Genomic DNA, 14,825 nt, shown 5'->3' with positions numbered 1-14,825 from the left:
AGGCTCGGGCGCCGGGATCACGCGCCGCCGATGAAGTGGCGGCGCCGATTAGTGAGGAGTTTTGTCATGAGCAGCAAGAACAAGGTGATCCAGGCGCTCGAAGCCGAGCAGATGAGCAAGCAGGTGCCGGAATTCGCTCCGGGCGACACCGTCGTCGTGCAGGTCAAGGTCAAGGAAGGCAACCGCGAGCGTCTCCAGGCCTTCGAGGGCGTGGTGATCGGCAAGCGCAACCGCGGCCTGAACTCCGCCTTCACCGTGCGCAAGATCTCCCACGGTGTCGGTGTCGAGCGTACCTTCCAGACCTACAGCCCGCTGGTCGACTCCATCAGCGTCAAGCGTCGCGGTGACGTGCGCCAGGCCAAGCTGTACTACCTCCGCGAGCGCAGCGGCAAGTCTGCCCGCATCAAGGAAAAGCTGTCGTAACGATCTTGCGTGGGCTGAGCCCCGTGGCCCGGCCCGCTGCTGGATTCGTTGCGCAGGCTGGAAGCCCCGCCACCGCTCACGCGGGGCGGGGCTTCTTCGTTTTGGGGTGGTGAAATGACACACGACAGCCAATCCCTTGCCCTGATCGAGGCCTTCCTTGATACCCTGTGGCTCGAGCGCGGCGCGAGCGAGCATACGCTCGCGGCCTACCGGCGCGATCTGGAGGCCTGGGCTGCCCACCTCACTGAGGCGGGCGGGGAGCTGCTTGCGCCGGAGGCTGGCTTGCTGCCCGCCTGGCTCGACGAGCGGCGCGGTGCCGGCTATCAGCTGCGCAGCAATGCCCGGCTGCTCTCCAGCCTGCGCGGCTTCTACCGCTGGGCGCTGGCGGAGGGGCGCATTGCGCATGATCCGCTGGCGGAGGTGCGCCTGCCGCGGGTGAGACCCAACCTGCCCGGGACCCTGGATGAGGCCGAAGTGGAACGCCTGCTGGCGGCGCCGGACCTCGCCACCGACCTCGGCCTGCGCGACCGCGCCATGCTCGAGGTGCTCTACGGCTGCGGCCTGCGCGTCTCGGAGCTGGTGGGGCTCAGCGTGGAGTCCGTCAACCTGCGCCAGGGCGTGGTCAGGGTGCGGGGCAAGGGAGACAAGGATCGGCTGGTCCCGCTGGGGGAGGAAGCCGTACACTGGCTGACGCGCTATCTGCGCAGTGCCCGTGGTGCGCTGATGAAGGACGTGACCCGGCCGGCGCTGTTTCCGGGGCGTGGCGATAACTGCATGACCCGCCAGACTTTCTGGCACCGGATCAAGACGCACGCGCGTACGGCTGGCATCACGCGCCCGCTGTCGCCGCACACCCTGCGGCATGCATTTGCCACGCACCTGTTGAATCATGGAGCCAATCTGCGTGTCGTACAGCTGCTGCTCGGTCACAGCGACCTGTCGACCACCCAGATCTACACACACATTGCGCAGGCGCGACTCGAAGCCCTGCATGCCGATCATCATCCTCGAGGCTGACACATGACTGCGTTATCCCATCGTATTGCCGGCTCACTGCTTGCTGTCGCCCTGCTCACGCCTGTCTCTGCCTGGGCGGATGCCGCCGCCCGCCTGGCCGAGCGGCTGGAGGTCAACGGCCAGCCGATGCCTGTTGCCAGCGTGCACGAGACACCGCTGGAGGGTTTCTATCAGGTGCGGCTGGAGACCGGCGAAGCCTTCTACAGCGACGCCGATGGCAAGTACTTCCTGGTGGGAGACCTCTACGAGAACGCAGAGGGCGGTCTCACCAACCTCACCGAGCAGTCGCGCAACGCCGACCGCGCCAGGGAGCTGACCGAGGTGCCTGAGAGTGAGCGGGTCATATTCCGCGGGACGGGAGAGACTCGCGCGGAGATCGTCGTGTTTACCGATACCACTTGCCCGTACTGCCGCCAGTTCCATGAGGAGGTGCCCGCGCTCAACGACATGGGCATCGAAGTCCACTACCTGGCCTTTCCGCGTGCCGGCATGAACTCACAGGGCGCGGGGATTCTCGAGCAGATCTGGTGTGACGACAACCCCAGCGAGGCGATGAATGCGGGCAAGCGGCAGGAAACGCTGACGGGGGGCACGGACTGCGACAATCCGGTCGAGGCACAGTATCATCTGGGCATGAGCGTGGGCGTCCAGGGTACGCCGGCCATCGTACTGCCGGACGGCCGGCTGGTGCCGGGCTATGTACCTGCAGAGCGCCTTGCCGACATGCTTGGCCTAGCCGAGTAACTGGCAGAGGTAACTCAAGAGCAGCAAGCGGCGGCAGCCAAGTGACTGCCGTCGCAACCAGAACGCTGGACATTGACACCATCAGGGGAGCAGCAAATTGAAACCGGTGAGAGTGGGAATCTGTGGTCTGGGTACCGTCGGTGGCGGTACCTTCAATGTGCTGACACGCAACGCCGACGAGATTGCGCGGCGCGCCGGTCGCCCGATCATTATCGAGCAGGTGGCACTGCGCAGTCCCAATCCCGAGTGCGACCTCACCGGCATCAAGACCACCCACGACGTGTTCGAGGTGGCTCGCAACCCGGACATCGACGTACTGGTCGAGGTGCTGGGCGGCTACGACGTTCCCCGCGAACTGGTGCTGACCGCCATTGCCAACGGCAAGCACGTGGTGACGGCCAACAAGGCGCTGATCGCGGTGCATGGCAACGAGATCTTCCAGGCCGCCCATGAGCAGGGCGTGATCGTCGCCTTCGAGGCGGCCGTGGCCGGCGGCATCCCGGTGATCAAGTCGCTGCGCGAGGGCCTCGGGGCCAACCGCATCGAGTGGGTGGCAGGCATCATCAACGGCACCGGCAACTATATCCTCACCCATATGCGCAGCGAGGGCCGCGCCTTCGAGGATGTGCTCGCCGAGGCCCAGGCGCTGGGCTACGCTGAAGCCGACCCGACCTTCGACGTCGAAGGTATCGACGCCGCCCACAAGCTGACCATCCTGGCTTCCATCGCCTACGGTGTGCCGCTGCAGTTCGAGAAGGCCTACACCGAGGGCATTTCGCGCGTCACCTTTGACGACGTGGAGCAGGCCGACAACCTGGGCTACGTGATCAAGCACCTGGGTATCTCCAAGCGCACCGAGCAGGGCCTGGAGCTGCGAGTGCACCCGACGCTGATTCCCAAGGAGCGCCTGCTGGCCAATGTGCACGGCGTCAAGAACGCCATCGCCATCATGGGCGACGCCGTGGGTCCGACCCTCTATTACGGTGCCGGCGCCGGCTCCGAACCCACCGCCTCGGCGGTGGTGGCCGACCTGCTCGACGTGGCCCGCGACATCGCCACCGACCACCATTACCGCGTGCCCTACCTGGCCTTCAGCGGCATCGGTGAGGACGACGGCGGCCTGCCGATCCTGCCCATGGAGGATATCGTCACCGCCTACTACCTGCGCCTGCTGGCGGTAGACCGTCCCGGCGTGCTGGCACGGGTGGCGACGATCCTCTCCGAGCAGAGCATCTCCATCGAGGCGCTGGTGCAAAAGGAGGCCACCGAAGGCGAGCTGGTGCCGATCATTCTGCTGACGCACAGCTGCCGCGAAAAGCAGATGAACGAGGCGATCCGCCAGATCGAGTCGATGGCCGACATCGCCGGGCCGGTCACGCGGATTCGCGTCGAGTCCCTGGACGAGCAGGAGTAAGGGCATGCGCTACATCAGTACCCGCGGGCAGGCGCCTGCGCTCTCCTTCGAGGAGGTCGTGCTGACCGGCATGGCCAGCGACGGCGGCCTCTACGTGCCGGAGAGCATCCCGCAGCTCTCCCGCGAAGCGCTTGCCGGCATGGCAGGGCTCTCCTATGCCGAAATCGCCTTCCGCGTGATGAAGCCGTTCGTCAACGGCGAGATCGACGACGAGACCTTCCGCGGCATCGTGCACGACGCCTACGCCACCTTCAGTCACGACGCCGTGGTGCCGCTCAACCAGCTCGACGCCAATCACTTCCTGCTGGAGCTGTTCCACGGACCGACCCTGGCCTTCAAGGATGTGGCCCTGCAGCTGCTGGGGCGCATCCTCGATCACTTCCTGGCCAAGCGCGGCGAGCGGGCGGTGATCATGGGCGCCACCTCCGGGGACACCGGCTCGGCGGCCATCGAAGGCTGCCGCCACTGCGACAACCTCGACATCTTCATCCTGCATCCGCACAACCGGGTCTCCGAGGTACAGCGTCGCCAGATGACCTCGGTGCTGGCCGACAACGTCTTCAACATCGCCATCGAGGGCAATTTCGACGACGCCCAGGCGATGGTCAAGGCCAGCTTCGCCGACCAGTCGTTCCTCGACGGCACCCGCCTGGTGGCGGTCAACTCGATCAACTGGGCGCGCATCATGGCCCAGATCGTCTACTACGTGGCTGCCGGCGTGGCGCTGGGCGCGCCGCACCGTCAGGTCAGCTTCTGCGTGCCCTCGGCCAACTTCGGTAACGTCTTCGCCGGCTACGTGGCCTACCGCATGGGGCTGCCGGTCAAGCAGTTCATCATCGCCACCAATGCCAACGATATCCTGCACCGCACCATCGCCGCCAACGACTTCTCCAAGCAGGAGCTCAAGGCGACCCTGGCGCCCTCCATGGACATCGTGGTGTCGTCCAACTTCGAACGGCTGCTGTTCGAGGCCTACGAGCGCGACGGTGCCGCCGTGGCCGCGCTGCTCGAGCGCTTCCAGGCCGAGCCGACCGCCCTGGCCGACGCCCCGCTGGCTCGGCTGCGCGAGCTCTTCTCGAGTCACAGCGTCGACGACACTACCATCCTCGAGGTGATCCGCGAGGCGCACCACCGTACCAAGGAGGTGCTCGACCCGCACACCGCCACCGGCTACCGTGCCGCCGAGCGCGCCCGGGCCGATGCCGAGACGCCGATGATCACCCTGGCCACGGCCCACCCGGCCAAGTTCGCCGAGGCGGTGGTCAAGGCGGGTTTCCCCGGTGTGCCGCTGCCGCCGCACATGGACGACCTGCTGGAGCGCGAGGAGCGCTACACTGTGCTGCCGGCGGAGCTGGCGAAGGTGCAGGAGTTCGTGGCCGAGAACCGGCGTTAAACACCTTCATCGACCGTCGCTGGCTGGCTCGGAGCTATGCCGGCGACAGGTCTTCGAGGAGGCGCTGTGAACCCATCCCTGGGCGCTATATTTGCCATCCATGGCAAATAACCTCCTCTACGACCTGTCCCCTGCGCTCCTCGCTTCGAGGCAGCCCGAGCGATGGTCAGTGTCGGCGAAGATAGGCCCTGCGCCCCTCGCTTCGAGGCAGCCCGAGCGGTGAACGCTGCCCTGCGCCCCTTGCATCGGGGCAGACCGTAACCCCCTCTGCAACAGGAGCCACGCTTGGACGTGATCGCGCCGCCCGACCTGCACGCTCGACTCAAGCCGCGGCTGTTACTGCGCCCACGCAACGAGGCGCTCTATGCCCGCGCCTGCGCCGAGGGGCTCACCGAGCTCCAGGCCCGAGTGCTGGCCGGTCGCCTGACCGACTACGAAGGCGAGCTGGCACCGCTGACCCGGCCCAGCCTGCGCTATCTCGAGCACCCGGAGCGCCTGGTCGACGGTCGTCGCGCCGCCGAGCGTATCGCCACTGCCGTGGCCGAAGGCGAGCACATCGGCATCCTCACCGACTACGACGTCGACGGCATCACCTCCCACGTGGTCATCCGACGTACCCTGGTGGAGCTCTTCGGCGTGCCCGAAGCGCGCCTGCACAGCCTGATCGGCCATCGTATCCACGACGGCTACGGCATCAGCCTGCCGCTGGTGGAGCGCACGCTCGGGCTCTCGCCGCGGCCGACGCTGGTGATCACCGCCGACTGCGGCAGCTCCGACGAGCCGCGCATCGCCCGGCTCAAGGCGGAAGGCATCGACGTGGTGGTGAGCGACCACCACGCCCTTCCGGTGGAAGGGCCGCCGCCCTCGGCCCATGCCGTGGTGAATCCCACGCGTGACGACTGCCGGTACCCCGACCGCACCATTGCCGGCTGCATGGTGGCATGGCTGGTCATGTCGCTGACACGCAGCGTGCTGGTGGAATGGAGCGTGATTCCCCCATCCACGCCCAAGCTCGCCTCCTGGCTCTCCTACGTGGCCTTGGGCACCGTGGCCGACTGTGTCTCCCTGGGGGCGAGCCCGGCCAACCGCGCCGTGGTCAGCCATGGCCTGGCCTTGATCAACCGCATGGAGGCGGCCTGCTGGCGCGCCATGGCCACGCGCCTGGGGGAGGACAGCGTGCCCTTCAACGCCGAGACCCTGGGCTTCCAGATGGGACCGCGCATCAATGCCCGCTCGCGCCTGGACGATCCCTACGCAGCGCTGCATTTCATGCTGGCGACGGACGACGCCACCGCGCTGCGTCACCTGCAGACGCTGGACGACGACAACCAGTCGCGCAAGGCGATCGAGGCGGAGATGGTCGAGGAGGCCCGTGCCCTGGCCCTGCCCCAGCTCGCCAGCGAACAGCCGGCACTGGTGATGTTCCTCGAGAGCGGCCATCCGGGAGTGCAGGGTATCGTCGCCTCGCGGCTGGTCCAGGCCTACGGCCGGCCCGCGCTGGTGCTCACCCCGGCCGCGGCGCCCGGCATGCTCACCGGCTCGGGGCGCTCCATCGAGGCGTTGCACATGCGCGATGCCCTGCAGCGTGCCCATGAGCTGGCCCCCGAGGCGCTGCCGCGCTTCGGTGGCCACCGTGGCGCCGCCGGGGTTGGTGTGCCCGTCGAGCAGCTCGAGGTGTTCCGTGCTGCCTTCCTGCAGGCGGTCGATGAGCAGCTTGGCGGTATCGAGCTGTTCCCCCACCTGCTGACCGACGGGACGCTAGCTCCCGAGCAGTTCCAGCTTGCCACCCTCGACGAGCTGGAAGCGCTGGGCCCCTATGGACGCGAGTTCGATGCCCCGCTGTTCGAGGGTGCGTTCCTGGTCGAGGCGCTGCGCCCGGTCGGCGCCGATGGCACGCACCTGTCGATGACGCTGTCCACGGGGCCGACGAGCCTCAAGGCGATCTGGTTTCGCGCCCTGACCCCGGGGGAGCTGCCTGCCTTTGGCCTGGGGGATCGGCTGCGCTGTGCCTTCCGTCTCAACCGCAACCGCTGGCGGGGAAGGGAGTCGCTGCAGCTGATGATCGAGCATGCCGAGCCGATGACGGAGAGTCGTCAGGCGACCTAAGCGAGATCAATGATTTCCCGGGCTCGACCCGCTAGAATCCCGGCACTTCCGGGCGCACTGCCTGTCTCCCAAGGAAACGTGAATGGATCCACAAGATCTCCCTACCGATCCCCATCGCCCCTACGAGGACGTGATGGCGATGCTGGTGGGCACGCTGTTCGTCGCCCTCGGCGTCACCTTCTATACCCAGGCGCTGCTGCTGACCGGCAGCACCGCCGGCATGGCCTTCTTGCTGCAGTACGCCACCGGCTGGCGCTTCGGCATATGGTTCTTCCTGATCAACTTGCCGTTCTACTATCTGGCGGTGAAGCGCATGGGCTGGTCGTTCACCTTGCGCACCTTCGTCGCCATCGCCCTGGTGTCGCTGTTCTCCGAACTGACCGGGAAATGGATCGCCATCGACAGTCTCAACCCGCTGTATGCCTCGCTGATGGGCGGCAGCCTGATCGGTATCGGCATGCTGGTGCTGTTCCGTCATCGCACCAGCCTCGGCGGCATCAATATCCTGGCGCTGTTTCTGCAGGCCCGATACGGCTGGCGCGCCGGCTACGTGCAGCTCGGCATCGACGGGCTGATCATGCTCGCCGCCTTCCTGGTGCTACCGGCCGACCGGGTCGGGCTCTCGGTGCTGGGGGCCGTCGCCCTCAACCTGATCATTGCCCTCAACCACAAGCCAGGCCGCTATATGGGGGTTTCTTAGGCTTTACCCGAAAAGTTGGCGAGCGAAGGCCAGACAAGGCAAAAATCGGCGAAAAGACGGAGTTTACGGGGTGTAAATGAGTACTTTGAGCCGATTTTTAACGCCGTATGGTCGAGCGCAGCCAGTTTTCGGGCAGAGCCTAATAGTTGGGCCAGACCCCGGGAGTGGCCAGCTCGATCAGGTGCCCGTCGGGGTCGCGGAAGTAGAGGCTCTCGCCGCCGCGGGGCCAGTGGGTGCGCCCTTCGATGGTGACTCCGTGGTCGTCGAGCTGGCGCTCCCAGGCGGACAGCTCGTCGGCGGCGATGGCAAAGGCGAGGTGTACTCGCCCTTTGCCGTCGTGAGGCGGGATGGTGCCCATGTCGTTGGGCAGCACCACGGTTTCCAACGTCTCGCCCTGCAGGAACAGCAGCAGCACCGAGCCGGCGCCGGCGTCGTAGGCGGTAAAGCGATGGTCGGCGTTGAAGGGCTCGAGCCCCATGATGCCTTCGAAGAAGACCCGCGCCCGGTCCATGTCGTCAACGTAGAGCGCAGTCTCCAGAACCCCATTGAGCCTGGGCATGGCATTCTCTCCTTCCGCCATTTGCTCTCAGTTGCTTTAAGCGTAGCAGCTTGCTGTCATGGCTCTGCCGCCCGGCTCAGCGTTGCCACCAGAACCACCACACGATAAGGGCGATCAGCGCCAGCCCCGTCAGGTTGACGATCCAGCTCATGACAGTACCTCCTTCGATTCGGCCGGCGCCGCATCGCGTCCGGCGTGGATATCGCCCTTCGTCTTGAGCAGGCGCAGGCGGTTGGCGTTGCTCACCACGGTGATGGAGGAGAGCGACATGGCCGCGCCGGCGATCATCGGCGAGAGCAGCATGCCGGTGAAGGGGTAGAGCACCCCGGCGGCAATGGGGATGCACAGGGTGTTGTAGCCGAAGGCCCCCACCAGGTTCTGCTTGATATTGCGCAGGGTGATGCGGCTGATCTCGATGGCATCGGCGATGCCGTGCAAGGAGCTGCGCATCAGCGTGATGCCGGCGCTCTCGATGGCCACGTCGGTGCCCTGGCCGATGGCGAAGCCGACGTTGGCCCGGGCCAGGGCGGGGGCGTCGTTGATGCCGTCGCCCACCATGCCGACGACTTCCCCGGCCTGCTGCAGGCGCTCGATCTCGGCGTGCTTGTCCTCGGGCAAGAGCCCGGCGCGGAAGTCGTCGATGCCCACCTCGCGGGCGATGGCCGCGGCGGTGTGTTGGTTGTCGCCGGTCAGCATCACCACCCTGAGACCGTCGGCCTGGAGCCGCTTGACCGCTTCCACGGTGTCGGCTCGCAGCGGGTCGCTGATGCCGAACAGCGCGGCCAGCCGGCCATCCACGGCAAGGTAGACCACGGTGCGTGCCTTGCGCTCCAGCCCGCCGGCCAGCTCGTCACCGGCGGAGAGGTCGAGCCCCGCCTCGCGCAGCAATCGTGCATTGCCCAGCAGCAGCGCTTCGCCCTGCGGCCCGACGGCCTTCACGCCGCCGCCGGTGATGCTGTCGAAGTTGCTGATCTGCGGCACGCTGCCGGCGCCGGCCTGCTCGCTGCGCTCCTCCGAGTAGGCGAGCAGGGCGGCAGCCAGCGGATGTTCCGAGCCACGCTCCAGGGCTGCCACCAGCCCCAGCAGCGTCGTCTCGTCGCCCGAGAGAACGTGCGCCTCGGTGACCCGGGGCTTGCCTTCGGTCAGGGTACCGGTCTTGTCCACTACCAGGGTGGTGAGGCGGCTGGCGGTCTGCAGTGCCTCGCCGTTTCTTACCAGCACGCCGTGTTCGGCGGCCTTGCCCACGCCGATCATGGTGGAGATGGGCGTGGCCAGCCCTAGGGCGCAGGGGCAGGCGATGATCAGCACCGTGGTGGCGGTGACCAGCATGTGGATCAGCCGCGGCTCGACGCCGAAGTTGAACCAGGCAAGGGCCGTGAGCACGGCGATGATCATCACCGTGGGCACGAAGATGCTCGACACCTTGTCGGCCAGCTCGCCGATCGGCGGGCGCGAGTTCTGGGCCAGGGCGACCTGCTCGGTGATCTGCCCCAGGCGCGTGTCGGCACCCACGCGGGTGGCACGGTAGACCAGGCCGCCGCGACCGTTCACCGTGCCAGCACTGACGTCGTTGCCTTCGCCCTTGGCCACCGGCAGCGGCTCGCCGGTGAGCATCGATTCGTCGATGTGGCTGGCGCCGCTGGTGACCACGCCGTCCACCGGCAGGCGCTCGCCGGGGCGCACGCGGATGTGGTCGCCCTCGCGCACCTCCTCGATGGGCAGTTCGCACTCGTCGCCGTCGCGGATGACCCGCGCCGTGCGGCTCTGCAGGTCGAGCAGGCGCTTGAGCGCTTCGCTGGTGCGCCCGCGGGCACGCAGTTCGAGCGCATTGCCCAGCAGCACCAGGCCGATGATCATGGCCGAGGCCTCGAAATAGATGCCGTGGGCCACATGGGGCAGCCAGGGAGCGAAGGCCACCACCGCCATGGAGTAGAGCCAGGCGGTGCCGGTGCCCATGGCGATCAGGGTGTCCATGTTGGCCTGGTGATGCTTGAGGTTTTTCCAGGCGTTGACGAAGAAGTGCCGGCCCGGAACGACCAGGACCGCCAGCGTCAGCAGGCCGATCACCAGCCAGAAGAGCCGGCCGGTGCCGACCGGGTGGGGGTGATAGAAGAACATGCTGGCCATCAGCGGCACCGCCAGCGCCAGCGACCAGAAGCTGCCGCGCAGGCGGCGGCGATAGGTTTCGGCATCCTTGGCGGTCCGGGCCTCTTCGGCCTGACGCAGGTCGACGATGGGCTCGGCATCGTAGCCGGCCGCCTGAACGGCCTCGACCAGCGCCTCGGCATCGACGCGACCGTGCACTTGGGCGACCCGGGTGCCGAAGTTCACCGAAGCGGTCGCCACCCCCGGCGTGCGTGCCAGCGCCTGCTCCACGCTCTTCACGCAGCTGGCGCAGGTCATGCCCGAGATCGACAGGCGGTAAGTCACAGCGGCTTCACTTTCCCGGGTCACTGCCTCGCCGGCTGGCGCTTCGACAGCTGCTGCGTCGGGCTCATCGTCGGAGACGGCCCCGGGCGGATAGCCAGCCCCTTCCAGGGCACCATCGAGCTGATCGTCGTCGAGGGTGGTGTTCACCACCAAGCGCTTCTCGGCGGGAAAACCGGTGACCTCGGCCTCGGGATCGATGGCCTGGATCGCCTCGCGCATGCGTTTTACGCAGCCTTGGCAGTTCATGCCCGGTACGCTGCGCTCGAGTTCGTTAGTGTTCATTGCCTTTCCTCGCCGGCTCGGCAGCAGTGGGAGTGTGTCGCCTCGGGGAAGCTCTCGATCAGGCGGCACAGGCTGTGCCCATCTGGCGTGCCGTCGGGCATCTCGGCCCAGGTATCGAGTGCCTGCTCCATGCGCGCCGCCAGCGCTTCCAGCTCGCGAATCCGAGCACGGATCTGCGGCAACCGGCTGGCCAGCAGGTCTCGCACCATGGGGCAGGGCGAGTCGCCCTGGTCGGCATGGGAGAGGATGTCGCCGATCTCCGCTACGCTGAAGCCCAACGTGCGGGCGCGCTGGATGAAGCGCAGTCGCTCCAGGTCGGCCTGGTCGAAGAGCTGGTAACCGTTGTCCGGGTCGCGCCGCGGGCTCAGCAACCCCTCGCGGGTGTAGTGACGCACCGTCTCGGCGGTGACGTCGGCACGCCGGGCCAATTCGCTCACCTTCATGGGAAGCGCCTCCTGAAAAGAGTCTGGAGAGCAGTGTAAAACCTATGGGTAACACAAAGGTCAAGCGTGTTCGTGGAGGTGCCTGTTGCGCCGCACAATGGAAAAGTTCAGTGGCTTAGCCGAAAACACAACTAAAGTATTATAAATAATCGCATTAAAACGAACGTTTGGCCTTGATCCGAACGAATGTTTGTCGAAGACTGGTTAGGTAAGGCACCGCTCCGCTGTGAGGGCGGAACTATAACCAAGCTCCAGCTCGCATCTGGAAGAGGACGTCGAGACATGCAGAACAAGTTCAACAGGATCACCTGGGCCGTTGCCATCGCCGCTGCCGCCTTTGCCAGCCAGGCCAATGCCGGCGGCTACCAGATCAACGAACAGAGCGTCAGTGGCCAGGGCTACGGCCATGCCGGGCGGAGCTCCAACGTCAACGACGCCACCATCGTCTTCGGCAACCCGGCGGGCATGTCATTCCTCGACCGCGCCCAGATCACCGTCGGTGGGACCTATCTAAACGTTAATACCGATATCGACAACGCCACAGCTACGCGTAATGGAATGCCGGTTCACACCGATGGAACAGCGGAAGGAGATATTGTTCCGGGTACGCTGATTCCCTTTGCCTTTTATGCCCATCCGGTCAACGAACAGCTCGCCTTCGGCTTCGGTGTCTATGTCCCGTTCGGATCCAAGACCGAGTACGAGGACGGCTTCGTTGGCCGTAACCTGGGTAATTACACTGAGCTGAGAGTCATGAGCGCTCAGCCGACGGTTTCCTATCGCTTCAATGATCAGTGGTCCGTTGGTGCGGGCGTTACCTATAACCGTGTGGATGGGGAGTTGCATCGTCAAGTACCTAATAGCATGGATCCGGCAACCGATCTGGATGCGCGAATTGAGGGCGACGACGATGCTTGGGGCTATAACCTGGGTGTCATTTTCCAGCCTGTCCCGGAAACCACCTTGGGCCTGACCTATCGCTCCAAGGTCGATTACACGCTGACGGGTGACTTTCGGGCTAGAACAACCAACGACATGCCGCCTGGAGTATTTGGGCCGGGTCCGGTTCCTGCTGGAACTGAGCTCAGCGCTAGAGATGCCCAGCTTGATCTGACGACCCCAGAAACGATCAATTTCTCCATCACTCAGCAGATGAGCGATCGCCTGAAGCTCATGGCAGGCGCCTCTTGGGTTCGCTGGAGCCGTTTCGATGAAATTCGCGTGATCGATCCGAACGATCCGGGCGGTGATCCGATTACCCTTGAGCAGCAGGATTACTCCAATGCCTGGGCCTATGCTCTGGGCGGCGAATACCAGCTCAACCCGCAGCTGGCGCTGCGTGCGGGTGTGACGCTGGATTTCACGCCGACCAGCGATGAGTTCCGCAGCGCGCGGATCCCCTCTGATGATCGTCGGATCTTCTCAGTTGGTGCCGGCTGGACTCCGGTGGATAACCTGACGCTGGATCTTGCCTACTCCTACCTGACTGAGCGTAGCACTCACGTCGACCAGGAACGAACAGATCAGGGTGGCGCCATCACTTCCACCTACACCGCCGACTACAAGAACGAAGCCCACGGCTTCGGCGCTCAGCTGACCTACCGCTTCTGAGTCGGTCTAACGCTTGGTGAAGGCCAAGCGTTCGTTCAAGGCCCGGCAGTTCATTGACTGTCGGGCCTAGTTCGTTAGTAAACGGCTAGGCCGCCTGGTCGAGAAAGGCCGCCCGGATCAGCTCGCGGGTGTAGGCCTCTCGCGGCGAATGGAAGAGCGCCTCGGTGTCGCCCTGTTCGACGACGCGTCCCTCCTTCATGACCACGACGGTATCGGCCAGCGCGCGAACCACGGCAAGGTCGTGGCTGATGAAGAGATAGGTCAGTTCATGGCGCTGCTGTAGCGTGCGCAGCAGCTCGATCACGGTGGCCTGCACGGAGCGATCCAGCGCCGAGGTGGGCTCGTCCAGCAGCAGGAAGCGGGGCTTGAGTACCAGCGCCCGGGCAATGGCGATGCGCTGACGCTGGCCCCCGGAAAACTCGTGGGGGTAGCGCTGGCGCATGGCGGGATCGAGCGAGACCTCCTGAAGGGCTTCGGCAACACGCTCGATGCACTGCTTGCGAGTCAGCTCCGGATGATGCACGCGCAGCCCCTCGCTGACGATCTCACCGACGGTCATGCGTGGCGACAGGGATCCGAACGGGTCCTGGAACACCACCTGCATGCGTGAGCGCAGCGGACGCAGCGTGCTGCTGTCGAGGTGGGTCAGGTCGGTGTCCTCGAAATGCACCTCGCCCGAACTCTCCAGAAGCCTGAGCAGCGCGCGACCCAGGGTCGACTTGCCGGATCCCGATTCACCGACGATGCCTACCGTCTGGCCCTGGCGGATGGTCAGGTCGATACCGCGCACGGCATCGAAGTAGTCGGTGGGGCGAAACAGGCGTTTCTTGATGGCAAAACGAACCTTGAGATCGCGCGCCTGCATGATCACCGGCGCGCTTTCCGCTATCGGCGCCTTGCGTCCATGGGGCTCGGCGTCGATCAGCATGCGCGTATAATCGTGCCTGGGCGAGGCAAACAGCTCCCGGGTAGTGGCACTCTCGACCACCTCGCCGTGACGCATCACGCAGACCCGGTCGGCGAAGTGGCGCACGATACCCAGGTCGTGTGTGATAAACAGGATGGCCATGCCGTACTGGCGCTGGAGCCTCTTGAGCAGGCTCAGGATCTGCGCCTGCACGGTCACGTCCAGCGCCGTGGTGGGCTCGTCGGCGATCAGCAGTCGCGGCTCGCAGGCCAGCGCCATGGCGATCATCACCCGCTGGCGCTGGCCGCCGGAAAGCTCGTAAGGGTAGCTCGACACCCGTCTGTGCGGGTCGGGGATGCCGACCTGCTCGAACAGCTCGACCACACGCTGCCTGGCCGCCTGGCCACGCAGCGTGGTGTGCTTGTCGAGCACTTCGCGTACCTGACGGCCGATGCGCTGCAGCGGGTTTAGCGAGGTCATCGGCTCCTGGAAGATCATCGAGATCTCGTTGCCGCGAATGCGGCGCATGCGCCGGGAACTGACGCTTAGCAGCTCCTCCCGGCCCTGGCTGCCGTGCCAGTGAATGGCGCCCTGGGTCGAGGCGAACTCCGGCAGCAGGCGCAAGATGGCCGTGGAGGAGACCGACTTGCCCGAGCCGGACTCCCCTACCAGAGCCAGCGTCTCTCCCTCGCCGAGAGTGAAACTGACGTCCTTGACCGCGTTCACCCGGCTATTGTGCAGTTCGAAGTCGACCTGAAGGCGTTCGATTTCCAGCAGCGGTTTGGGCATGTGGGCC

General features: G+C 65.7%; 12 protein-coding genes. 8 read left to right on the top strand and 4 right to left on the bottom strand.

Annotated features, from left to right (window positions below):
• Positions 1 to 66 precede the first annotated feature (66 nt).
• The 7 genes from rplS (at position 67) to H1D44_RS04675 (ending at position 7,797) form a co-directional block, all read left to right on the top strand.
• The gene (gene rplS, locus H1D44_RS04705) at positions 67 to 423 is read left to right on the top strand and encodes a 50S ribosomal protein L19 (protein ID WP_181513699.1); all 357 of its coding nucleotides are present in this window, start codon (positions 67 to 69) and stop codon (positions 421 to 423) included.
• Between the two features lie 114 nt (positions 424 to 537).
• Positions 538 to 1,440, top strand: coding sequence for a site-specific tyrosine recombinase XerD (gene xerD, locus H1D44_RS04700; RefSeq protein WP_181513698.1), 903 nt, complete (start codon positions 538 to 540; stop codon positions 1,438 to 1,440).
• Positions 1,441 to 1,443: 3 nt separating this feature from the next.
• Complete coding sequence (locus H1D44_RS04695) at positions 1,444 to 2,184, top strand: DsbC family protein (protein ID WP_181513697.1); 741 nt, start codon at positions 1,444 to 1,446, stop codon at positions 2,182 to 2,184.
• A gap of 97 nt (positions 2,185 to 2,281) precedes the next feature.
• Complete coding sequence (locus tag H1D44_RS04690; protein WP_181513696.1) at positions 2,282 to 3,598, top strand: homoserine dehydrogenase; 1,317 nt, start codon at positions 2,282 to 2,284, stop codon at positions 3,596 to 3,598.
• Between the two features lie 4 nt (positions 3,599 to 3,602).
• Positions 3,603 to 4,991, top strand: coding sequence for a threonine synthase (gene thrC, locus H1D44_RS04685; protein WP_181513695.1), 1,389 nt, complete (start codon positions 3,603 to 3,605; stop codon positions 4,989 to 4,991).
• Between the two features lie 285 nt (positions 4,992 to 5,276).
• On the top strand, positions 5,277 to 7,097 hold the full coding sequence (locus H1D44_RS04680) for a single-stranded-DNA-specific exonuclease RecJ (protein WP_181513694.1): 1,821 nt from the start codon (positions 5,277 to 5,279) through the stop codon (positions 7,095 to 7,097).
• A gap of 82 nt (positions 7,098 to 7,179) precedes the next feature.
• Positions 7,180 to 7,797 carry a YitT family protein gene (locus H1D44_RS04675; protein ID WP_181513693.1) on the top strand — a complete coding sequence of 206 codons (618 nt, stop codon included), beginning with the start codon at positions 7,180 to 7,182 and terminating at the stop codon, positions 7,795 to 7,797.
• A 139-nt stretch (positions 7,798 to 7,936) separates the two neighbouring features.
• Here the strand turns inward: H1D44_RS04675 and H1D44_RS04670 are convergent, their stop codons facing one another.
• The 3 genes from H1D44_RS04670 to H1D44_RS04660 all read right to left on the bottom strand — a co-directional run bounded on the left by H1D44_RS04670 (position 7,937) and on the right by H1D44_RS04660 (position 11,511).
• Positions 7,937 to 8,356 carry a VOC family protein gene (locus H1D44_RS04670; RefSeq protein WP_181513692.1) on the bottom strand — a complete coding sequence of 140 codons (420 nt, stop codon included), beginning with the start codon at positions 8,354 to 8,356 and terminating at the stop codon, positions 7,937 to 7,939.
• A 147-nt stretch (positions 8,357 to 8,503) separates the two neighbouring features.
• The gene (locus H1D44_RS04665) at positions 8,504 to 11,068 is read right to left on the bottom strand and encodes a heavy metal translocating P-type ATPase (protein ID WP_181513691.1); all 2,565 of its coding nucleotides are present in this window, start codon (positions 11,066 to 11,068) and stop codon (positions 8,504 to 8,506) included.
• Positions 11,065 to 11,511, bottom strand: a complete 447-nt coding sequence (locus H1D44_RS04660; RefSeq protein WP_181513690.1) for a MerR family transcriptional regulator — start codon at positions 11,509 to 11,511, stop codon at positions 11,065 to 11,067. The genes H1D44_RS04665 and H1D44_RS04660 overlap by 4 nt, the downstream gene beginning before the upstream one ends.
• A 282-nt stretch (positions 11,512 to 11,793) precedes the next feature.
• Between H1D44_RS04660 and H1D44_RS04655 the strand changes: the two genes are divergently transcribed.
• Positions 11,794 to 13,122, top strand: a complete 1,329-nt coding sequence (locus H1D44_RS04655; RefSeq protein WP_181513689.1) for an OmpP1/FadL family transporter — start codon at positions 11,794 to 11,796, stop codon at positions 13,120 to 13,122.
• 85 nt (positions 13,123 to 13,207) lie between these two features.
• On the opposite strand, the gene H1D44_RS04650 is transcribed toward H1D44_RS04655, so the two are convergent.
• Positions 13,208 to 14,818 carry an ABC transporter ATP-binding protein gene (locus H1D44_RS04650; RefSeq protein ID WP_181513688.1) on the bottom strand — a complete coding sequence of 537 codons (1,611 nt, stop codon included), beginning with the start codon at positions 14,816 to 14,818 and terminating at the stop codon, positions 13,208 to 13,210.
• Between the last annotated feature and the right edge of the window lie 7 nt (positions 14,819 to 14,825).

Source organism: Billgrantia kenyensis (genome assembly GCF_013697085.1).
Lineage (GTDB): Bacteria > Pseudomonadota > Gammaproteobacteria > Pseudomonadales > Halomonadaceae > Halomonas > Halomonas kenyensis.
Note: the sequence above shows the minus strand (reverse complement) of the source record. Positions and strands in the feature narration are given on the sequence as shown.

What these genes read in the sequence shown, in the direction of transcription:
- H1D44_RS04670 (WP_181513692.1), bottom strand. Translation starts at nt 8,356, where the DNA reads ATGCCCAGGCTCAATGGGGTTCTGGAGACTGCGCTCTACGTTGACGAC.
- rplS (WP_181513699.1), top strand. Translation starts at nt 67, where the DNA reads ATGAGCAGCAAGAACAAGGTGATCCAGGCGCTCGAAGCCGAGCAGATG.
- thrC (WP_181513695.1), top strand. Translation starts at nt 3,603, where the DNA reads ATGCGCTACATCAGTACCCGCGGGCAGGCGCCTGCGCTCTCCTTCGAG.
- H1D44_RS04655 (WP_181513689.1), top strand. Translation starts at nt 11,794, where the DNA reads ATGCAGAACAAGTTCAACAGGATCACCTGGGCCGTTGCCATCGCCGCT.
- H1D44_RS04675 (WP_181513693.1), top strand. Translation starts at nt 7,180, where the DNA reads ATGGATCCACAAGATCTCCCTACCGATCCCCATCGCCCCTACGAGGAC.
- H1D44_RS04665 (WP_181513691.1), bottom strand. Translation starts at nt 11,068, where the DNA reads ATGAACACTAACGAACTCGAGCGCAGCGTACCGGGCATGAACTGCCAA.
- H1D44_RS04695 (WP_181513697.1), top strand. Translation starts at nt 1,444, where the DNA reads ATGACTGCGTTATCCCATCGTATTGCCGGCTCACTGCTTGCTGTCGCC.
- H1D44_RS04650 (WP_181513688.1), bottom strand. Translation starts at nt 14,818, where the DNA reads ATGCCCAAACCGCTGCTGGAAATCGAACGCCTTCAGGTCGACTTCGAA.
- H1D44_RS04660 (WP_181513690.1), bottom strand. Translation starts at nt 11,511, where the DNA reads ATGAAGGTGAGCGAATTGGCCCGGCGTGCCGACGTCACCGCCGAGACG.
- xerD (WP_181513698.1), top strand. Translation starts at nt 538, where the DNA reads ATGACACACGACAGCCAATCCCTTGCCCTGATCGAGGCCTTCCTTGAT.